Origin of the sequence: Allobosea spartocytisi (assembly GCF_014764685.1) — a bacterium.
Classification (GTDB): domain Bacteria; phylum Pseudomonadota; class Alphaproteobacteria; order Rhizobiales; family Beijerinckiaceae; genus Allobosea; species Allobosea spartocytisi.
On record NZ_JACXWY010000006.1, the window covers coordinates 116,372 to 132,252 of the forward strand.

Consider the following 15,881-nt stretch of genomic DNA (forward strand, 5'->3'; position numbering starts at 1 on the left):
CGATCAAGGAACAGGCCGGCGCTGCTCGAGAGCGGCGCCGGCCTGTTCTCGCATCGGCCTGGATTCCCATGAAGAATCTTTTTCTCGTGACCGCCCCGCGCATCCTGCTTGGGCTGATTTTCCTCATCAGCGCCGTCGACGGTTTCTGGTGGCTCGCTACGGGCATGAACCTGATCCATCCGCCGACCAGCGCGCGGGGCGCTGCCTTCGAGGCGGCCTTGCAGGATTCCGGCTTCTTCTGGCCCTTCGTGAAGGCGATCAACCTGACCGGGGGCCTGAGCCTGATCTCCAACGTCGTGCCGGCCTTCGGGCTCGCGCTGATCGCGCCGGTGATGGCGGTAATCGTGCTCTTCCACGCCACGATCAACCCGCAGGGTCTGCCGGTGGCGGCGGTCCTCGTCGTCCTGGGGCTGCCGCTGGTCTGGGCCTACCGGGACCGTTATGCGGAGATGTTTCGGTAAGCCTTTAGGCCTTGGAACCATCGTGTCATTCCGGGCGGAGCGAAGCGGAGGCCCGGAATCCATCATGGAGCGCAGTGCCCTTCGATGGATCCCGGACCAGCGCCGCTATCGCGGCTTGTCCGGGATGACGGCGTTCGGATCATGGTAGAACGAAAAGTCTCTGAGCCGCTCGCCCAGCAATCCGATCCGGTCGGCGGCGACATTGGCGATGGCGATGCGCAGATGGTTTTCCTGTCCGGGGCCGAAATAGGGGCCGGGCAGGGCGAGCACGCCGCGCTCCTGCGCCAGCCGGCGCACGATTTCGGCCGCCTTTGCGCCCGCGAAGGGATGCGCGACATAGGCGAAATAGGCTCCGGCCGAGAGCACGCGCCAGCCGTTCAGCGGCGCCAGAGTCTCGCGGAAGAGGCCGGCGCGGGTGTTGATCTCGGCGCGGTTGCGCTCGCGCCAGTCGCGGATGCCGTCGATGCCCCAGGTCACGGCGGCCTGACCGGCCCGGACGGGGCTGATCTGCACGCAGTCGAGCACCTTGCCGATCTGGGCGAGGACTTGTTCGCCGGCCGTGATCGCGCCGAGGCGCCAGCCCGGAACGGCATAGGCCTTCGAGAAGCTGTAGAGGCCGATCACGGAATCCTGCCAGTCGCTTGCGGAGAAAACCTCATGCGGCCTGGCAAGGCCCTCGGGCAGGAAGTCGCGATAGGTTTCGTCGAGCACGAGCCAGAGGCCGCGCCTTGCGCAGAGCGCGGCGAAGGCGGCGATGGTCTGCGGCGGATAGACGGCGCCGGTCGGGTTGTTCGGCGTCACCAGCACAATGGCGCGGGTGCGTTCGTCGATCAGCGCCTCGGCGGTGGCGACATCCGGCACGAAGCCGGATTCGGGGGTGCAGGGCAGCGGGCGCGCCTCGACGCCGAGCATGGTCAGCGTCATCTCGTGGTTGAAATACCAGGGCGTCGGCAGCAGCACGTTGTCGCCGGCCCGGGCCAGCGCCATCATCGTCACGACATAGGCCTGGTTGCAGCCCGACGTGATCGCGATCTCCGCCGGCGTGAAGGGCGCACCATAGATGCCCGCGATCTCGGCGGCATAGGCCTCACGCAAAGCGGCATCGCCGGTGATGCCGCCATAGCGGGCGCTGCCGGGCTCCGCCGCCGCTTCCGCCAGCTTCCGCAGCAGCGCTTCCGGCGGGGCCGAGCCGGGCACGGCCTGCGACAGGTCGATCAGCGGGCCATGGCGGCCGTCATAGGACCTGGCCCAGCCCTGCGCCTCCGGAATCGGCGGAGTGCCGGTATCGATCAGGTCGGGATTCAGCGCGGCGGGGGGGAGTGTCGGCATGATCAGTCTGGTTTGCTGCGGCGCCGGCCTTGCGTCAATCGCCTTGGAAGCGTCGCAGCGGCGTTCCATATCTGGAGGTGTTCCATTTCCATAAAACCGGGCGAGCCGATGCAGGACGAGACAGAGGATGCGATCGCCGAGCTGCACGCGATGCTGGATCGCGCGGACCGGATCGTCAGCTTTACCGGCGCGGGCATCTCGACCGAATCGGGCGTGCCGGATTTCCGCTCGCCGGGCTCGCCCTGGATGGTCAACAAGCCGATCCCGTTCGAGGCCTTCGTGACGAGCCGCGAGGCGCGCAGGGAGGCCTGGCGGCGCAAATTCACGATGGACGACCATTACCGCGACGCGCAGCCCAATATCGGCCATCGCGCTTTGGCGCGACTCGTGGCGGATGGGCGCTCGCCCGCCATCGTGACGCAGAACATCGACGGGCTGCACCAGGCTTCCGGCGTGCCGGAGGAGCAGGTGATCGAACTTCACGGCAACGGCACCTATGCGACCTGTCTCGATTGCGGCTGGCGGCATGAGCTCGCCGCGATCCGGCCGGCCTTCGAGGCGACGGGCGAGCCGCCATCCTGTTTGATGTGCACCGGGCCGGTGAAATCCGCGACGATCTCCTTCGGGCAGGCGATGCCGCAGGAGGCGATGATGCGGGCGCAAGGACTGGCGCTGGAATGCGACCTCTTCCTCGTCGTCGGCTCGTCGCTCGTGGTCTTTCCGGCGGCGACGTTGCCCGTCATCGCCAAACGGCAGGGGGCGAGGCTCGTCATCCTCAACCGCGAGCCGACGGAGCTCGACGCGATCGCCGATCTCGTGATCCGGGCCGAAAGCGGCAAGGCCCTGGCGCCGCTCCTGTCCTGAGCGACAGGCCTGCACCGCAGGGCCACGCCGATCCGGGACAAGGCACCGACTCGCTCACGGCTCCAGCTTTCCCGATCGAAAAAGTGAACTTTCCGCTGGAGATTATGTGGACGAGATCTTCGGGGGTGTTCCCCGAATCCGCAGCAGTGCTATCGTAATGTCGCGAATCAAGACGTTCTGCGTGGGGTGAGCGGCAAATGTCCGACGAATTCGGTGAGAGCGGGCGACCACCGATGGGTCCCATCCAGTCACTCAACCGTGTCGTGCGCCTCGATGGGCCAAGCCCTCACGCTTCGGAGGTCCCGGTCGAGACCAGCGGCTACGTCAAATGGTTCGACGTGTCGAAGGGCTACGGCTTCGTCGTTCCCGAGACCGGCGGGGCGGATGTGCTGCTCCATGTCACGACCCTGAAACGCGACGGATTCAATGCGATAGCGGAAGGTGCTCGCATCGTGCTCGAGGCGGTCGAGAAGCCGCGGGGGCGTCAGGCGGTCCGCGTTCTCTCGATCGATACGACAGTGGCGCGGCATCCCTCGGAGATGCCGCTCGCCCGCACCAACGTCACCGTGGCGCCGACGAGCGGCCTGGAGCCGATGGTGGTGAAGTGGTTCAACCGGCTGCGCGGCTTCGGCTTCGTCTCGAAGGGCGAAGGGGCGCCGGACGTGTTCGTGCATATGGAGACGCTGCGCCGCTACGGGCTCGTCGAGCTCGTTCCGGGACAGACCGTGCTGGTGCGCTACGGACCGGGGCCGAAGGGGCTCATGGCTGCGGAGATCCGGCTTGAGCCGGGCGGCGCCGCCGCATCGCACTGAGGGCTTTCGACAAACCCCATCGAAACCCCTCTGGGGTTGTTGGGAGCTCTAAATTGAGAATCCGGTAAGCACGCCGGCAAGGTTATCGTCCCTTGCCGGTTTTTTATCGCGCCGGCACCCGCCTGGCGCGAATTCCGGCTGCGGTTTTTACGCTTCATCAATCGGCCGGGCTAAGATGGAGGTCTTGCCGGAGACCTAGCGCCATCGTCCTTCTCGTCAGCGATCGTGATCAGCAGCGTCAGTCGCTGCAACGCGCGCTCTCGGTCTGGGGAGCGTGCAGGGCCTTCGACCTCGCCGAAATCGAGGAGATCCGCAAGGCCGCTGGTCGTTTGCTCATCGTCGATCTCGATCTCTCCCGGCCCGCGACGATCGTCTCGGCGAGCGCGGCGCTTGCGACTCACCGACAGTCCGGCGCCCCCTTCCTCTTCCTTCTGCGGGACATGTCGCCGCGCAGCCAGATGCAGGCCAACGCCCTCGGGGCCCAGGCGATCCTGCCGGCCGAAACGCCGCCGTCGGCGCTGCTCGACAAGGTCGGGGCCATGCTCGGTTTGCTGCGGGACAGTGGGCCGGAAACGGTTCTGCAGCGGCGATTCGTCAGGGCTTCCGCCGCATTCGCCGGCCTGCTCGAAGCCGCCGGCTCCGACGGGCCGCTGCCCGTTCAGGCGATCAACGACAGTGTCGAGGCGATCAACCGGGCGGCCGATGACGGCAATCTCGATACCTGGCTGGATATGGTCTGGCAGCATGACGACGCCACCTACCAGCACTGCCTTCTGGTCTCTGGACTGGTCGCCGCCTTCGCCCGCAAGCTCGGCTTCGGCGAGAGCGACCGGCAATTGATGACGACGGCCGCCGTGCTGCATGATGTCGGCAAGGCGCGAATCCCGCTCGATATCCTGCGCAAGCCAGGACGCCTGACGCCGGCGGAGCGTGCCGTCATCTGCCAGCACCCGCAGATCGGGCACGACATGCTGGTCGCGCAGGGTGGTTTCGCGCCGGCGGTGCTCGCCGCCGTGCTGTCGCATCACGAGATGCTCGACGGCTCCGGCTACCCGCATGGCATCGGCGCCGACAGAATTCCCGATCCGGTCCGGATGATCACGATCTGCGACATCTATGCCGCGCTGATCGAACGTCGTTCCTACAAGGCGCCCATGTCGCCGGAGGAAGCCTTCGCCACGCTGATCGGCATGGGCGACAAGCTCGACCGGGACCTCTTGCGCGCCTTCGGCAATGTGGTCCTGAACAGCTCCGTGGCGCGGCTCGGCAAGATGATGGCGCGGCCTGCGGCCAGCGCTGCGGCCGAGGACGCGGCCTGAACCGGCTCAGACCGCGAAGGACGTGCCGCAGCCGCAGGAGCTGGTCGCGTTCGGATTGGTGATCCGGAAGGACTGGCCGATCAGGTCGTCGACAAAGTCGATGGTGCAGCCTTCGAGCAGGTCGAGCGAGGTTTCGTCGATCACCACGGTCGCGCCATCGCGCTCGATGACGAGATCGTCCGGCGCCTTCTTCTCCTCGATATCGAAGACATATTGGAAGCCGGAGCAGCCGCCGCCGGCGACGCTGACGCGCAGCATCGCGCCCGGCGGCTCCTTTGCCATCACCGAGAGAATCCGTTTCGCGGCGTTGGCCGTCACCGCGATGCCGCGCGGGTTGACCGCAAGATCGGTCGACATGGGCAGATGTTCCTTGCACCCTGGTTGTCCATAAAGGTAATGGCCCGGCAGCGCCTCTACAAGCACGGGGGCGGCGACGAGGCTGCCATGCCGCATCCGCACATCCCGACATCGGTCTTCTCAGCGGGCTCCGAGCCCGGTGAGCGCTGGCGCGCTCCTTATGCATGCCGCTCCAGCATGAGCCGCGGCCGGCTCGTCGGTGAGCCCGCCTCGGCGACGCGGGGCGAATTCCAGCGCGATCGCGACCGCATCATCCATTCGACCGCCTTCCGGCGGCTCAAGCACAAGACGCAGGTCTTCGTCTCGCATGAGGGCGACCATTACCGCACGCGGCTGACCCACACGATCGAGGTGGCCCAGATCGCCCGCGCGCTGGCGCGCGCGCTCGGTCTCGACGAGGATCTGGCCGAGGCGCTGGCGCTGGCCCATGACCTCGGCCACACGCCCTTCGGCCATACCGGCGAGGATGCGCTCGACGAATGCATGGCGGGGTTCGGCGGTTTCGACCACAACGCCCAGACGCTGAGGATCGTGACCCGGCTCGAGCAACGCTATGCCGATTTCGACGGGCTCAACCTGAGCTGGGAGACGCTGGAAGGGCTGGTCAAGCACAACGGCCCGCTGCTCGACCCCGAAGGGAAGCCGACGGCGCGCTACGCCAAAACCGGCATTCCGGCGGCGATTGTCGAATACCAGCATCGGCAGGATCTCTGGCTAGACAGCTATGCGTCGGCCGAAGCGCAGGCCGCCGCGCTCGCCGACGACATCGCCTACAACGCCCACGACATTGACGATGGCTTGCGGGCCGGGCTGTTCGGCCATGCCGCCCTGCGCTCGGTGCCGTTCCTGGCCGGGCTGCTCGACGAGATCGAGCGGCTGCATCCGGGGCTCGAAAAAGCGCGCCTGACCAATGAGCTCGTCAGGCGCGTCATCACCCGCTTCGTCGAGGATGTGATCGCAGAATCGCAGCGGCGGCTCGAGGCGCTCGCGCCCACTGAGGCCGATGCGATCAGGCGGGCAGGGCAGCCGGTCGTGGCCTTCTCCGCGGCGATCGAGGCGGCCGACCGGGACATCAAGGGCTTTCTCTACCCCAATATGTACCGTCATCCGCGCATCGCGCCGATCCGCGCCCAGGCCGCGCAGGTGGTGCGGGAGCTGTTTGCGCGCTTCAGCGCCGATCCCTTGGCGATGCCGCAGGAGTGGGCGGCGGGTTGCGACGGGCTCGATGAGCATCGCCGGATGCGCCGTATCGCCGACTATATCGCCGGCATGACCGACTGGTACGCGCTCGACGAGCATCGCCGCCTGTTTGACGTCACCCCCTCGCTGCGATAGGGCCGGGCGGCCGTACAAAAATGTTCGAGCTTGGTGAGCCCTCATCCTGAGGAGCGGCCGAAGGCCGCGTCTCGAAGGATGCTCCAGCGGTTTCCGGAGCCTCCTGGATCATCCTTCGAGACGCGCTTCGCAGAACGCTCCTCAGGATGAGGGCTCGGAAGTTTCCTGCCGACAAGATGACCACGATGAACCTGTTCGAGACCTATTCCGCTCGCCTTCACGCCGCGCTCTGGGCGCTTGCCGAGCGAAGCGCGCTTCCCGCCGGGCTCAATCTCGGGCGTGTCGTGGTCGAGCCGACCAAGGACCCGGCGCATGGCGACCTCGCCACCAACGCCGCGATGGTGCTCGCCAAGGAGGCCGGCACCAATCCGCGCGCGCTGGCCGCGTTGCTGGTGGAGGAGTTGTCGCGCGATCCCGAGATCGCAAAGGCCGAGATCGCCGGGCCGGGCTTCATCAATCTGACGCTGCAGCCGGCGGTGTTCACTGCGATCCTGAAATCCGCGATCGAGACGGGTCTCGACTATGGCCGCGGCAGGGCCAAGCCTGCGCCGAAGATCAATGTCGAATACGTCTCGGCCAATCCGACCGGGCCGATGCATGTCGGCCATGGCCGCGGCGCGGTGTTCGGCGACGCGCTCGCCCGCCTGCTCGCCTTCGCCGGCCATGATGTGACGCGCGAATACTACATCAACGATGCCGGCGCGCAGGTCGACGTGCTCGCCCGCTCGGCCTTCCTGCGTTATCGCGAGGCGCTGGGCGAGGATATCGGGGCGATTCCCGAGGGGCTCTATCCGGGCGACTACCTCAAATCGGTCGGCGAGACGCTGGCGAAGCAGTACGGTCCGGCGCTGAAGGACAAATCCGAGAGCGAGTGGCTGCCGCTCGTCCGGCAGGCCGCCATCGACGGCATGATGGCGATGATCCGCGACGATCTCGCCGCGCTCGGCGTCGTCCACGACGTCTTCTTCTCGGAGCGCTCGCTGCAGGCCGTCGACGGCAACAAGGATGCCGTCGCGGAGACGATCGAGGATCTGCGCGCGCGTGACCTGGTCTATGAAGGCCGCCTGCCGCCGCCCAAGGGCCAGAAGGACGAGGACTGGGAGGATCGCGAGCAGACGCTGTTCCGCGCCACGCAGTTCGGCGACGATGTCGACCGGCCGCTGCTCAAGTCGGACGGCAGCTATACCTATTTCGCCAACGACATCGCCTATCACCGCTCGAAGTTCACGCGCGGCTTTGCCGAGATGATCGACGTCTGGGGCGCCGACCATGGCGGTTACGTCAAGCGGATGCAGGCCGCGGTGAAGGCCGTGACCAACGGGGAGGGCTCGCTCGACGTCAAGCTCTGCCAGCTCGTCAGGCTGCTGCGCAATGGCGAGCAGGTGCGCATGTCGAAGCGCTCCGGCGACTTCGTCACGCTGCGCGAGGTCATCGACGAGGTCGGCCGCGACGCGGTGCGCTTCATGATGATCTTCCGCAAGAACGACGCGACCCTGGACTTCGATCTTGCGAAAGTGGTCGAGCAGTCGAAGGACAATCCCGTCTTCTATGTCCAGTATGCCCATGCGCGCTGCGCCTCGATCTTCCGGCAGGCCCGCGAGGCGTTCCCCGATCTCGACCTGTCCCCCGCCGCATTGTCGCAGGCGGATCTGTCGATTCTGGTGGATGAGGCCGAGGTCGGCATCGTGAAGATGATCGCCGCCTATCCGCGGATCATCGAAGGCGCGGCCACGGCCCACGAGCCGCATCGCGTGGCATTCTTCGTGCATGAACTGGCGAGCGCGTTCCATTCTCTCTGGAACAAGGGCAAAGACTCGCCGCAATTACGGTTCGTTAATCAAACTGATCGAAAGTCGACCTTGGCGAGATTGGCGTTCGTGCATGCGGTGCGCAGCGTCCTTGCTTCCGGTCTGGCGGTCGCCGGAGTTGCGGCGCCGGAAGAGATGCGCTGACGGGGCACTATTCCGGCGGCGCGCACAAGGTCAGGTTGACCGCACAGAGTTCCCGGTTCTTCCATAGGGGGAAGCGGCTTGTGCTGGAATGGATCGTACCATGAGTGAGCCAGCTAGGAATCGTTTCGCGCTCGATCTCGAGGATCTCGAGCGCCAGCTTCGGGGGGCAGGGCAGGCGCAGCGCCCCGCGCACTCGCCCGATCCGCTGGCGGAGCTGACCCGTATCGTCAGTCAGGACGATCCGCTCAAGGACATCTTCACCGAGCGCAGGCAGCAGCCTGCTGCGCCGGCGACGCGCCAGGAGCCCAGCTTCGCCGTGGTGCCGCAGCAGCCCGTCTATGTGCCGCCGCGTACGGCGCAGGCTCCTTCGCCCGTCGCCGAGCCGCCGGCCGAGATGCGCGGCGCCCTCGACGAGTTCGAGGCCCTGTTGCGCCGGACCGAGCCCGAGCGCAAGCCCGCGGCCGCGCCGGTTCAGCCCCGGCAACAGTATCAATACGACGACGAGCCCGCGGAGCAGGATTACGCTCATCCCGAGCCGGCCGCCTATTCCCGGCCGGTGCCGGCCCAAGGGGCACCAGCCGCGCGCGACCTTGACGAGGAGCAGGGCTTCTACCGGGCGCCGGTCTATCAGCAGGAACCCGCCTATGACGCCGAGGCTTCGGACCAGGGCTTCGATGCGCGGCAGCAGACCTACCATCCTCAATATGCCGAACACGACCTGCCCGACCTCGAGCCCCGGCGCTCGCGCAAGGGCCTCTGGGCGGCGGCTGCGGTGATCGCCATTGGCGTCATCGGCGTCGGCGGAACCATGCTGCTGCGCGGCGGCTCGTCCTCGAAGAGCGGCGCGCCGCCGGTGATCGCGGCTGATAGCGGCCCGGTCAAGGTCGAGCCCGCCAATCCGGGCGGCCGGGAAATTCCGAACCAGAACAAGCAGATCTACGAGCGCTCCGCCGAAGATCCGCAGGGCAAGACCAAGCTCGTCGACAGCCAGGAGCAGCCGGTCGACATCCAGCAAGCGGCCCGCTCGATGCCCTCGCGGGTGGTTCTGCCCGGACCGGGCACCGCTTCGAGCGAAACCGCCACCGTCCCGACACCTGGTGGCGCCGAGCGCAGCATCGTAATGCCCGAGCCCGCCTTGACCCCGATGCCGCCGGTGCCGGGCCTCGGCGAGCCGCGCAAGGTCCGCACCGTCTCGATCCGTCCCGACGGCTCGCCGGCGCAGGCGGCCGCTGCCGACGCCAATGGCAACCGCCCGATAGCGACCGGCTCGGCGCCGAGCCGCTCGATCGCGGGCAGCCCGGCCAGTGCGAATCTGCCGGTCGCGGCCGCCGTGCCGCCGCCGGCTGCGCCGAAGCCGCAGGAGCGCGCGACGACACCGCCGGCCGCGACCACGCCCGCCGCTCCGACCCGCCTCGCCAGCGCAGCGCCTGCCGCTCCGACGCCGGCTCCCGCCAACGCCGCGATCCGCGCCGGAACCGGCGATTTCGTGGTGCAGCTCGGGGCGCCGGGCAGTGAGCAGGAGGCGCGGGCGACCTTCGCGGCGCTGCAGCGCAAATATCCGCAGCAGCTCGGCGGTCAGTCGCCGATCGTCCGCAAGACGGAGCTCGCTGGCGGCAAGACGGTCTATCGCCTGCGCGTCGGGCCTTATTCCCGCGATGACGCCACCTCGATGTGCTCGGCGCTTCAGGCCGCGGGCGGTCAGTGCTTCATCGCCAAGAACTGAGACAGCCTCGTTTCGTCATGAAAGGGCAGCGCCTTCGGGCGCTGCCCTTTTGTTTGGCCGTCTCGCTGCGTCCATGCTCCGGCCGCCTGCGCTTTTTGTGCGAGCAGGCATGGCGCCGGGCATACTTGTCGCGCCCGAAGGCGCATGCGACTTAGCTGACAACAATCAACGATGCGTCGGAAGGCCGCGTGCCGCCGGCGCGACGCAAAGCACCAGCTGGAGGATACCCATGGATCGTCGCAACTTCGTCAAGGTCGCCGGTGTGGGCGCTGCCGGCAGCGCCGCCATTGCGGCGCCGGCGCTCGCGCAGTCGCAGCCCAAGATCAGCTGGCGGTTGACCTCGAGCTATCCCAAGAGCCTCGACACGCTCTATGGAATCTCGACCCATGTCGCCAAGCGCGTGGCGGAGGCGACCGACAACAATTTCCAGATCCAGGTCTTCGCGCCGGGCGAGATCGTGCCGGCGCTGCAGGCGCTCGACGCGGTGCAGAACGGCACGGTCGAATGCAGCCACACGCTGTCGAGCTTCTATATCGGCAAGGATCCGGCCTTCGCCTTCGAGACCTCGCTGCCCTTCGGCTTCAACACCCGCCAGCAGAACGCCTGGCTCTATCAGGGCGGCGGGCTCGAGCTTTGCCGCGCCTTCATGAAGACCTATAACTGCTACACGATCCCCTCGGGAAACACCGGCGCGCAGATGGGCGGCTGGTTCCGCAAGGAGATCAAGACGCTCGAGGATCTGAAGGGGCTGAAGTTCCGTATCGCCGGGCTCGGCGGCCGGATCATGGCGCGGCTCGGCGTGGTGCCGCAGACCATCGGCGGGGCCGACATCTATCCGGCGCTGGAGCGCGGCACGCTCGACGCAGTCGAGTTCTCCGGGCCGTTCGACGACGAGAAGCTCGGCTTCGTCCGGGTGGCGAAATATTATTACTATCCCGGTTTCTGGGAGGGCAACGCCAACGTCAGCTTCATCGCTAACATGGACAAGTGGAACGCGCTGCCGGCGTCCTACAAGGCGATTCTCGAGGCGGCCTGCGCCGAGGCCAACGCGCTCTGCGTCGCCAAATACGATCACGGCAACCCGGATGCGCTGGTGCGGCTGGTCGGCACCGGGGCCGAGCTGCGCGCCTTCCCGCAGGAGGTGATGGCGGCCGCCTATAAGGAGGCCTTCGCCATGTATGCGGAGCTCGCCGCCAGCAACCCGCAGTTCAAGACCTTCTACGATTCCTTCCTGCCCTATTGGAAGAAGGAGCAGCTCTGGTTCCGCATCGCGGAGCTGCCCTTCGACGCCTTCAACGCGCAGAACTTCCAACAGATCAAGTGAGGCGGTCGGCACTCCGCCGTTCCCTCCCCGCCGCAAGCGGGGGGAGGGGACGCGTGGTGCTTGACCGCGCCCGCGCCAGTTTCTAACCCGGTGCCATGACCTCGCGCGCCTTCATCGCCGGCTGCCTCGGCACGAGCCTCACGCCCGACGAGCGCGCCTTCTTCCGTGATGCCCGTCCCTGGGGCTTCATCCTGTTCCGGCGCAACACGCAGTCGCCCGAGCAGGTCGCGGCCTTGACGGCCGAGATGCGCGAGACCGTCGGCTGGCAGGCGCCGATCCTGATCGATCAGGAAGGCGGCCGCGTGCAGCGCATGGGGCCGCCGAACTGGCCGAAATACCCGCCGGCGTGGGCCTTCCTGACCATCAACGATGCGGTGCGCCAGCGCGAGATCGTGCGGCTTTCCGCACGGCTGATGGCGCATGACCTGAAAAGCGTCGGTATCGACGTCGACTGCCTTCCGGTGCTCGACGTGCCGGTCGCCGGCAGCCACGACGTCATCGGCGACCGCGCCTACGCCTATGAGCCGGACCAGGTGGCGCGCCTCGGCCGGGCGGCGGCGGAAGGGCTTCTCGCCGGCGGCGTGCTGCCGGTCGTCAAGCACATGCCCGGCCACGGCCGGGCGCGGGCGGATAGCCACCACGACCTGCCGGTGGTGGATGCGACGCTCGACGAGCTCAGGGCGCATGATTTCCGGCCGTTCCGCCATCTCGCCGACATGCCGCTGGCGATGACGGCGCATGTCGTCTTCACGGCGCTCGACCCGAAGCATCCGGCCACCGTGTCGCGGAAGATCGTGCGCGGGATCATGCGCGAGGAGATCGGCTTCGACGGGCTGATCATGACCGACGACATCTCGATGAAGGCACTCTCCGGCACGTTCGAGGCGAAGGCCCGGGCCGCCGTCCGCGCTGGGGTCGACGTCGTGCTGCATTGCCACGGCATCATGGAGGAGATGGTCGCCATCGCCGGGGCGGTGCCGGAGATGACCGGCGCACGCGCGCGCCGGGCTGCCGCCGCGCTCGGCCGCATCCGCCACGAGCCCGAGCCTCTCGATGTCACCGCCGCGCGCGCCGAGGTTGCCGGCGCCCTTGCGCTGGACGGCTGAAAAGCCGAATCTGTCCCACGGGGTTGATCACATCTTCCCGCTGGCCATCCCGGATCTCCGCTTCGAGGCATCCGGAATGACGGCGCGAGATGGGCAAGGCGGGTGAGGGCAGGCCAGCATGACGGCCGATTTGCCATTCGCGGAAGATCGCGCGCGGCGCGAGGACGAGCCTGCGCTCGTCGTCGATGTCGACGGCTATGAAGGGCCGCTCGACCTGCTGCTCGATCTCGCGCGCCGCCAGAAGGTCGACCTGCACCGCATCTCCATCCTGGCGCTGGCCGAGCAGTATCTCGTCTTTGTCGAGCAGGCGCGGGCGCTGAGGCTGGAACTGGCGGCCGATTATCTCGTGATGGCGGCATGGCTCGCCTATCTCAAGTCGCGCCTGCTGCTGCCCGAGCCACCGAGGGGCGAGGAGCCGAGCGCGGCCGATCTCGCCACGGCGCTCGCCTTGCGCCTGCGCCGGCTGGAGGCGATCCGGGCGGCGGCGAACAAGCTCTCGGCGCGCGAGCGGCTGGGGCAGGATGTCTTCGCGCGCGGCGCCCCGGAGGAGATCGTCGCCGGTGCCCGGCCGGTCTGGGAGGCGGAACTCTACGATCTGCTCGCGGCCTATGCGCATCAGCGGCAGAAGCGGGTGCAGGGGCATATCTCGGTCGGCCATCGCGTCGTCTGGTCGCTGGTCGAGGCGCGCGAGGCATTGCAGAAACTCGTCGGCGAAGCGGGGGACTGGACCGATATCGACCCCTATCTGACGCGTTACATGCAGGCGCATGGGCTGCCGGTGGGCGAGATGAGGGCGACTGTCAGGGCGTCGGCACTCTCGGCCATGCTGGAGATGGTGCGGGAAGGCATGCTCGACATCCGGCAGGACGACGCCTTCGCGCCGATCCATGTCCGCCGCCGCTCGGCCCGGCCGCCGGCCTTGCCCTTCGTCGGACAGGACGCCTCATGACGGCGGCGATGGCCGAGACGCGCGACGAGGAGGATGGCGGCGGGGCGGAAGCCTTCGCGCAGGCGCTGCGCATCGTCGAGGCGTTGCTCTTTGCCTCCGCAGCGCCGCTGTCGGAGGAGGAACTCAGCCGCTCGGTGCCGGCGGGAATCGATGTCGGACAGGTCCTGGCCCGTCTCGTCGCGTTCTACGTGGCGCGCGGCGTCAATCTGCGGCAGGTCGCCGGCGGCTGGGCTTTCAGGACGGCGTCCGATCTCGGTTATCTGCTCGCCGCCGAGGCCGAGCCGCCGCGCAAGCTGTCGCGGGCGGCCCTCGAAGTGCTGGCGATCATCGCCTATCACCAGCCGGTGACGCGCGCCGAGATCGAGGAGATCCGCGGCGTCGCCACGGCCAAGGGCACGCTCGACATCCTGCTCGAGGCTGGCTGGGTGCGATTGCGCGGGCGGCGGCGCTCGCCGGGCCGGCCGGTGACCTATGGCACGACACGCGGCTTTCTCGATCATTTCGGGCTCGACCGCATCGACGACCTGCCAGGGCTCGACGAATTGAAGGGGGCGGGCTTCATCGAGGGCCGGCTGACGCGCGACCTCACCGTGCCGGTTCCCGATGACGATCCGGGTCTGCGCGACGACGAGGATCCGCTCGGCGATCTGTTCAGCCCGCTTGACGACGGCGAGGGCGGCCCGCAACAGGAGTGAGGGCGAACACTCGGCTCTCCTCGCTGGTCATCCCGGACAAGCCGCCTCTGGCGGCGCCGATCCGGGATCCATGCCTGAAGCTTACCTGGGTCGGTTCAGACATGGATCCCGGGTCTAGGCATCGCTCTGCCCGGGATGACGGCCCATTTGCTGAGAGGACAAGGATTGGCGGGAAGCGAAACTGCGAGAAGCTGGCTCGGCTGGGGCCGGCGCGGGACGGCGGGAGCCGCGATCCCGATGGCGCTCGGATTCGATGGCGTGACCCAGCGCTTCGGCGCGGTGACGGCGCTGTCGGACGTGTCCCTCTCGGTTCGACCCGGGGAAATCGTCGCGCTGCTCGGCCAGTCTGGCTGCGGCAAGACGACGCTGCTGAGGCTCGCGGCCGGAGTCGAGCGGCCGAGCGCGGGGCGGGTGCTGCTGGAAGGGCGCGATGTTTCGTCGCCCGCCGCCTTCGTCGAGCCGGAACATCGCGGCGTCGGCTTCGTCTTTCAGGATTATGCGCTGTTTCCGCATCTGAGCGTGCGGGAGAACGTTCGCTTCGGGCTGCGCGACCGGTCGGGAAGCGCCGCCGACGCCACGGCGCTGCGGGCGCTGGCGCGCGTCGGGCTCGAGCATCTGGCCGACTCCTATCCGCATATGCTCTCGGGCGGCGAGCAGCAGCGCGTCGCGCTGGCGCGCGCCATCGCGCCACGTCCCGGCGTCCTGCTGATGGACGAGCCCTTCTCCAACCTCGACCGGCGGCTGCGCGATGTGGTGCGCGACGAGACCGCCGCGCTGCTGGAGGAGACGGGAGCGACCTCGATCATCGTCACGCACGACCCCGAGGACGCGATGCGCATCGCCGACCGCATCGTGCTGATGCGCGCCGGGCGCATCGCCCAGATCGGCACCGCGGAGGAGCTCTACCGCAAGCCTGCCAGCCTCTTTGCCGCCCGATTTTTCTGCGATTTTAACGAGATCGAGGGCCGGGTCTCGGGCGGAACGGTCGAGACGCCGTTCGGGCGCTTCGCGGCGCAGGGCGTGGCGGAAGGCAGCGACGCGATCGTCTGCATCCGGCCGCATCGGGTGCGGATCGTGCCGAAGGGGTACTATCTCAAGGGGCGGCTGGTCGCGCGGCGCTTTCTCGGCGAGGTCGATCATGTGCTCGTGGCCGTCGATGGCTTCGACCGGCCGCTCGCCGCGCGCATGGCGCTGTCGGACGAGGTCGGCGTGGGCGACGAGGTCGGCGTCGACATTCCGTCGGACGAAGTCCTTGTGTTTCCCGCGGCGGATCAATAGGTTCCGCCGCCGAGCGAACGACCGGGCCAGAATTGGTCGGGGACAGGCCCCGGTCGGGGCAATTTCGGAGGAGTTTCGCCATGGGTGGCGTGAGCATTTGGCACTGGATCGTCGTCGGCGTCATCGTGATGCTTCTGTTCGGGCGCGGGAAGGTGTCCGAGCTGATGGGAGATGTCGCCAAGGGCATCAAATCGTTCAAGAAGGGCATGGCGGAGGATGACGAGCCGACGCCGACCGCCACCACTGTCGACCCCAAGGTGATCGACCAGACGCAGGCCAGCAACGCGGCGGCTCAGGCGCAGGCCAAGGCCGACCACAAGGCCTGACGCGGCGCGCGCCCCGAGGGCGTGGTGTTGGTGATGCGCGCGGCCCGACCG

The 15,881-nt window shown here is 67.8% G+C and carries 15 protein-coding genes; 13 read left to right on the forward strand and 2 right to left on the reverse strand.

The window, feature by feature from the left end; translation table 11 throughout:
* Positions 1 to 68: 68 nt before the first annotated feature.
* A complete protein-coding gene (locus IED13_RS12020; protein WP_112763188.1) occupies positions 69 to 461 on the forward strand; it encodes a hypothetical protein in 393 nt (130 codons plus the stop codon).
* A 105-nt stretch (positions 462 to 566) separates the two neighbouring features.
* On the opposite strand, the gene IED13_RS12025 is transcribed toward IED13_RS12020, so the two are convergent.
* Entirely contained in the window at positions 567 to 1,790 is a 1,224-nt protein-coding gene (locus IED13_RS12025; protein ID WP_191124299.1) for an aminotransferase, read from the reverse strand.
* 108 nt (positions 1,791 to 1,898) lie between these two features.
* On the opposite strand from IED13_RS12025, the gene IED13_RS12030 reads away from it, so the two are divergent.
* The 3 genes from IED13_RS12030 (at position 1,899) to IED13_RS12040 (ending at position 4,785) form a co-directional block, all read left to right on the forward strand.
* The gene (locus tag IED13_RS12030; protein WP_038365545.1) at positions 1,899 to 2,654 is read left to right on the forward strand and encodes an SIR2 family NAD-dependent protein deacylase; all 756 of its coding nucleotides are present in this window, start codon (positions 1,899 to 1,901) and stop codon (positions 2,652 to 2,654) included.
* A gap of 197 nt (positions 2,655 to 2,851) precedes the next feature.
* A complete protein-coding gene (locus IED13_RS12035; protein WP_038365547.1) occupies positions 2,852 to 3,466 on the forward strand; it encodes a cold-shock protein in 615 nt (204 codons plus the stop codon).
* Between the two features lie 329 nt (positions 3,467 to 3,795).
* The gene (locus tag IED13_RS12040; protein ID WP_248312557.1) at positions 3,796 to 4,785 is read left to right on the forward strand and encodes an HD-GYP domain-containing protein; all 990 of its coding nucleotides are present in this window, start codon (positions 3,796 to 3,798) and stop codon (positions 4,783 to 4,785) included.
* A 6-nt stretch (positions 4,786 to 4,791) separates the two neighbouring features.
* Here IED13_RS12040 and IED13_RS12045 read toward each other — a convergent pair whose 3' ends face one another.
* Positions 4,792 to 5,142 (reverse strand): HesB/IscA family protein, encoded by a 351-nt coding sequence (locus IED13_RS12045; RefSeq protein ID WP_038365549.1) that lies wholly within the window; start codon positions 5,140 to 5,142, stop codon positions 4,792 to 4,794.
* A gap of 87 nt (positions 5,143 to 5,229) precedes the next feature.
* On the opposite strand from IED13_RS12045, the gene IED13_RS12050 reads away from it, so the two are divergent.
* From IED13_RS12050 to IED13_RS12090, 9 genes are all read left to right on the forward strand, one after another.
* Positions 5,230 to 6,477, forward strand: coding sequence for a deoxyguanosinetriphosphate triphosphohydrolase (locus tag IED13_RS12050; RefSeq protein ID WP_191124300.1), 1,248 nt, complete (start codon positions 5,230 to 5,232; stop codon positions 6,475 to 6,477).
* A gap of 185 nt (positions 6,478 to 6,662) precedes the next feature.
* Positions 6,663 to 8,429 carry an arginine--tRNA ligase gene (gene argS, locus IED13_RS12055; protein WP_191124301.1) on the forward strand — a complete coding sequence of 589 codons (1,767 nt, stop codon included), beginning with the start codon at positions 6,663 to 6,665 and terminating at the stop codon, positions 8,427 to 8,429.
* 100 nt (positions 8,430 to 8,529) lie between these two features.
* Positions 8,530 to 10,152 carry an SPOR domain-containing protein gene (locus IED13_RS12060; protein ID WP_191124302.1) on the forward strand — a complete coding sequence of 541 codons (1,623 nt, stop codon included), beginning with the start codon at positions 8,530 to 8,532 and terminating at the stop codon, positions 10,150 to 10,152.
* Positions 10,153 to 10,381: 229 nt separating this feature from the next.
* On the forward strand, positions 10,382 to 11,476 hold the full coding sequence (locus tag IED13_RS12065) for a TRAP transporter substrate-binding protein (protein WP_191124303.1): 1,095 nt from the start codon (positions 10,382 to 10,384) through the stop codon (positions 11,474 to 11,476).
* Between the two features lie 95 nt (positions 11,477 to 11,571).
* A complete protein-coding gene (gene nagZ, locus IED13_RS12070) occupies positions 11,572 to 12,582 on the forward strand; it encodes a beta-N-acetylhexosaminidase (RefSeq protein WP_191124304.1) in 1,011 nt (336 codons plus the stop codon).
* 118 nt (positions 12,583 to 12,700) lie between these two features.
* Positions 12,701 to 13,531, forward strand: a complete 831-nt coding sequence (locus IED13_RS12075) for a segregation and condensation protein A (RefSeq protein WP_051988285.1) — start codon at positions 12,701 to 12,703, stop codon at positions 13,529 to 13,531.
* The gene (scpB, locus tag IED13_RS12080; protein ID WP_191124305.1) at positions 13,528 to 14,226 is read left to right on the forward strand and encodes an SMC-Scp complex subunit ScpB; all 699 of its coding nucleotides are present in this window, start codon (positions 13,528 to 13,530) and stop codon (positions 14,224 to 14,226) included. Before IED13_RS12075 ends, scpB begins: the two co-directional genes overlap by 4 nt.
* 165 nt (positions 14,227 to 14,391) lie before the next feature.
* On the forward strand, positions 14,392 to 15,504 hold the full coding sequence (locus tag IED13_RS12085; protein WP_248312558.1) for an ABC transporter ATP-binding protein: 1,113 nt from the start codon (positions 14,392 to 14,394) through the stop codon (positions 15,502 to 15,504).
* Between the two features lie 80 nt (positions 15,505 to 15,584).
* Positions 15,585 to 15,830, forward strand: a complete 246-nt coding sequence (locus IED13_RS12090) for a twin-arginine translocase TatA/TatE family subunit (RefSeq protein ID WP_038365555.1) — start codon at positions 15,585 to 15,587, stop codon at positions 15,828 to 15,830.
* The last annotated feature ends 51 nt before the right edge of the window (positions 15,831 to 15,881 follow it).